Consider the following 4,650-nt stretch of genomic DNA (forward strand, 5'->3'; position numbering starts at 1 on the left):
CTTCTTAGGTTTTTCTCAAACTGAAGTGTATTTCAAATATGATGAAGCCGGGAATCAAAGATACAGAGGAACAAATTCAGCAGGAAAAGCAGTAGAAGAACCAGCAAAAACCGCTTCTGTAGCCCAAACTCAGCCAGAATCTCAAATTATGGATGAAGCGACTTTCTGGAAGCAGATTAGGTTGTATCCTGTTCCTGTAAATGATGTTTTGACCATAGACTGGACAGAACAAGTAGACGGATTGATAGAGTCTGTTTCACTCTACCAGCATAGTACAGTCCATTGGAAATTTCAGCAGCAGAATCTACCTAATCTGAATAAACAGCTTAAGATTAATATGATAGGCTATGATTGGGGTGTATATGTATTACGCTTTACCCTAAAAGATGGAAGGATATTCAGCAGAAATATAACAAAACGATAAACTTTTAACCAAGATAAAAAACAACAAATATGAAATTCTTTTTATCATTTATACTGTCCTTGTGTTCGGTATTGGGCTTTTCACAGACCATACTGTATCAGGCAGAGAGTACAACCCGTACAGTTCAGGACCCACAGACAGTGGTTCTTGCACAGGGATTTCATGCTAAATCTGATGTTTCCAATCCTTTTATAGCTAAAATTGGTCCTAATACAGAAAATCCGGGAGGAGGACCTGCTGATTCCAATGCTGGATCAACCAACCCCTCAGGAACTACGACTGCGTCTTCGGAACAAAAATTCCATGATACAAAGGGTGATGTTGATGTAACAGCAAGCGGCCAGCTTCAATTTAGTCAAGCTATTGCACTTCCACCCGCAGTAAAAAGTGTTGCCCCACAAATAAATTTTGTATATACCAGTGGTTCTCCTAACGGAATAGCAGGTTATTCATGGAACATTTCGGGAATAACGGCAATTTCAAGAATAAGCAAGAATATTGATAAGGATGGAGCTGTTAAAGGTATTCAGGCAGACTATTCAGATTACTACAGTTTTAATGGTCAAAGATTAATTCTAAAGTCTGGTGAATATGGAAAAGATGGAGCAGAATATGGTACTGAAAAATATTCCAATGCCAAAATAAAATCCATAGGAGCCATTACAGGACAAATGTGGAAAGGTCCCGAATATTGGGAAATAACTTTTGAAGACGGCTCTCAGGCTTGGTATGGTGGTACAGATCTCGGATCAAGCTCTGCAAGAACTCCTATCGAATACAATATTGTAAAGTGGAGGGATATAAAAGGAAATTATATTACGTATAATTATACACAATCAAATAATGTTGCTGTAATCTCAAGTATTCAGTGGGGAGGAAATGAACCATTGGGTAAGTCCCATTTTAATACTATTGAATTTAACTATTTTGATACAAGAAACTTAAAAGAAATTAACTACTTAAGTGGTATTGAGTTTATACAAAATAAACTATTAAAAGAAATTATTGTAAAATCCAGTGGCAGTCAATTTAAAAGATATGCTATTGAATATGCAGATAATGGTACAAGTTATCAGTTTGCCAAGAAGATTACTGAATATAATGCTGAAAACATAGCTGCAAATCCGGTTATTTTTAATTACGAACAAAATAATACCACTGAATATATTCCTTACCAATCCTTTAGTGCAACCAACGGAACTAAAAAATATGCTGACTTTAATTTAGACGGAGAAACCGATTATATCGAGTTTGTTTCTAATGGGGTTCTTAAATACAGAAGTTCATTATATAAATCTAATGTATCAGAGGTTACACTGAACTATGATGCTTCCAAGTTTACATCAGGGGATTTTAGCAAGGCAACTCCTATCACCATTAAAAAGGATAATTACATCAAAAATAATATTGGTTTAGTAGTTCCTGTTAAAAAAGCAACCTCTCAGCCAGATATATTTGATATAGAACTTCAGATTTATTCGGTCGATGTTGCCAACCAGCAACTTACTTTTGAATATTCAAAAATATTACAGCACGATCAGTATTTTGTAGGGGATGATACTTATAAGATTGATGGTTGGCTTTGTAATTTTAATATTTTCTCAGTTTCAGCAAATGCTTATGACTATAACGGTGATGGCGTTTCTGAGGTGATGTTGAATATAAGCAGAACATTAACCTGTACAGATCCAAGTATTTTTCAACCTACAGATCCAACAGATCCCACGCAAGGTAGTGGCGTTCCTCAACAACCTACCAATCCGAACGATTATACTGTCACAACACAATTTTACACAACTGTATTGTATGATTTAGATCAAACGTCTGCATCCAATGCAAGTTTCTATGTTTTGGATCAAGATGCAGGAACTAATGTTTCAATTAATAAACCCACCAGACTTTTTGCAGATTTAAACGGAGATGGTTTACAGGATATTATTGAAATTAAAAACTCCACAGGAGAAATTTTAAATGTTTACAATATTCTAAAATCATCCTCGGGGTCTTATACAAAATCGACTGTTGGAAGCTTTACGAGTCAGTCTCTGTCCAACATGCATAAACATAGTTTTTTCGGTGATTTCAATGGAGATAACAAAACGGATATATTGATTCCTGCAAGCAACAATACCAATCAATGGAAGCTATTGATCTCTGATGGTAAAAGTTTTACTACATCTACGACTACATTAGCTCCATTTCAAGCCAATGCAACCGTATATTTCCAAGACAGCCATAGCGGATTCTTGGGAAACAGCTGTGACCGTGTAAAACTGAGTTATTTTAACTATGATGTTAATGATATTGATGGAGATGGAAAATCGGAATTGATGGTTACAGAAGTTCAGTATGAAGAACATGAATGGGATGCTCATAATGATCAAGAAAACACCTTATCGCAAGTTTCTGTCTATTCGCTTGATAAGATAGATAATAATAGCATATTTCAAAATACAGATACGAGCGGTAAACATACCTTCTATAAAACAAGGGTATGGACGAACAGCTATCCGCAAAAAGCCATAGCTTTTAACCAAATAACAATGAATAATGCCCACCAACAGCTCATCCTTGTTGGGAAGCCTGCCAACTGTTCAGGGTGTACTGAAAATTATGTTCAGTATTATAACCATCCTTCTCTGACTACCCTATCAAGAATCAAGTCCATAGAACAGGGAGGAACTACGCTTAATGTTGTTTATAAAGAATTAAATCCGGATATTAATCCTAATTTTTATTTACCTGTAAAAAAAGAAGAATATCCTTATTATGAATCATCCAAATTACCAAAATCATTTGCTGTTGCGCAACTAAATATTGAGGTTGCCAATGGTAAAGTAAGATATCAGGATTTCCGATACAGAGGATTTTTGAATCACAACACAGGGAAAGGATTTGTTGGCTACCGTCAGACAGTTCGTTCTTCTTGGTATTCCAATGGATTTGAAAATACCAAAGTATGGTCAGGAACAGAAATTGATCCAACGATTGATGGGCTTCCTGTAAAAGAATGGTCAATTAGAACCAATGATGAAAGTAAAGTATTTCCAGCAGATATTTCAGAAAATAATACTCAGCTATTAAGCTTTAAATCCATAGCTTATCAAGCAGATAAGCTGATTAACGGAACAATTGTAACAACAGTAGCTGATGCCGATAAGCCTAAAGTGGTAACAGCCATTGTTCCGAAAAATACAAAATCCAAAGATTTTTTAACTGGTACACTTACAATCGGAAGCGTTACTTATGGGGATTATTATTTACCGAACCAAAGTATCTCTAATATTGATAATGGTTATGCAGTAACAACTTCTAATTTTGAATATATTCATAATACATCAGGGATAGGTGGGGATTATTATATTGGTCGCCCTAAGTCTAAAACCGATGCAGTACAAGCTTATGGTGATACAAAATCTGCTAAAGAAGAATATGCATATGAAAATAACCTACTGAAAACCCTTAAAACTTGGAACAGGGATAATACTGGTTATCTGTCTGAGACCTACAGCTATGATGGTTTTGGAAATATTATCCAGAAAACGATAAGTAACAGTGTAGATTCACAAACGCAAACTGCTAAAACTGAATATGATTCTAAAGGAAGATTTGTTGTAAAGAAAACAGATAATTTAGGATTAGAAACTATTATTGAGTACAATGATTGGGGACAGATTAAGAAGCAAACTGACCCGTTAGGAAATACGCTGGTTAACACCTATGATAGCTGGGGTAAAATTTTAACTTCTAAGAGCAATTTAGAAGGAACAACGACCTATCAATACGCAAAAGATTATCAATCTAATATTATTGTTACCCAAAATGACCCTGATGGAGATATTTCAAAAAAATATACCAATACATTGGGACAGGAGTACATGGCTTCCACTAAAGCTTTTAATCAGGGGTATTTTGTTTTACAAGCTACTCAATATGATGTGTTGGGAAGAAAGATCAAAGAATCTGAACCTTTCTTTGAAGGACAGGGTGTAGATCAATGGAATACAATAGAATATGACGATTCCGTATTCCCTGCCAAGACAACAGCAACTTCATTCAATGGTAAGAAAATGGAAACCACAGTTTCTGGAAATACTACTACTGTTAAAGAAGTAAACCCTGCTGATTATGGAAGAACCAATTCCAAAACCACAGATGCGTTAGGAAACATAGTTTCTACCACTGACAAAGGGGGAGCTATTCAATTCTTTTATAATGCTGCGGGA

Annotated in this window: 2 protein-coding genes; both read left to right on the plus strand. The window is 35.4% G+C overall.

Features of this window, described 5'->3' with window-relative positions:
• Positions 1 to 424 (plus strand): hypothetical protein (locus tag MP478_RS22435; RefSeq protein WP_257201715.1); only part of this gene is annotated, 424 nt, incomplete at its 5' end.
• A gap of 29 nt (positions 425 to 453) precedes the next feature.
• On the plus strand, positions 454 to 4,650 hold a 4,197-nt coding region (locus MP478_RS22440; protein ID WP_257201716.1), incomplete at its 3' end, for an FG-GAP-like repeat-containing protein.

This window comes from Chryseobacterium sp. WG14, assembly GCF_024586945.1.
Lineage (GTDB): Bacteria > Bacteroidota > Bacteroidia > Flavobacteriales > Weeksellaceae > Chryseobacterium.